The 241-nt window shown below is 60.6% G+C and carries 1 protein-coding gene; it reads right to left on the bottom strand.

Going from position 1 to position 241, the window contains the following annotated elements; genetic code table 11:
* The coding region (locus tag KW839_RS27435; RefSeq protein WP_218426054.1) for a hypothetical protein at positions 1–241 on the bottom strand (241 nt) is incomplete at both ends.

Here is a 241-nt window from a genome sequence, read left to right on the forward strand (position 1 = left end):
CCGCCCACCGTCAGGGTCGTCACACCGTCCAGCGCGGTGATGGTAAAGGTGCCGTTCTGGGTCAGGGCATTACTATCCGCAGCACTGCCGTCACCGAGGTTTTTCTCGAAAACAGTCAACTCGCCACCGGCGACGTCCAGACCACCGATAGTCACGGTGTCGTCGTTGTTGTGGATCTGCAGCACCAGATTGGCGGTGCTGGTATCCCCGTCCGCGTCGGTCAGGGTGTAGCTGAAGGTCT

It is taken from the genome of Pseudomonas sp. PDM31, from assembly GCF_019218965.1.
In the GTDB taxonomy this organism is placed as follows: Bacteria; Pseudomonadota; Gammaproteobacteria; order Pseudomonadales; family Pseudomonadaceae; genus Aquipseudomonas.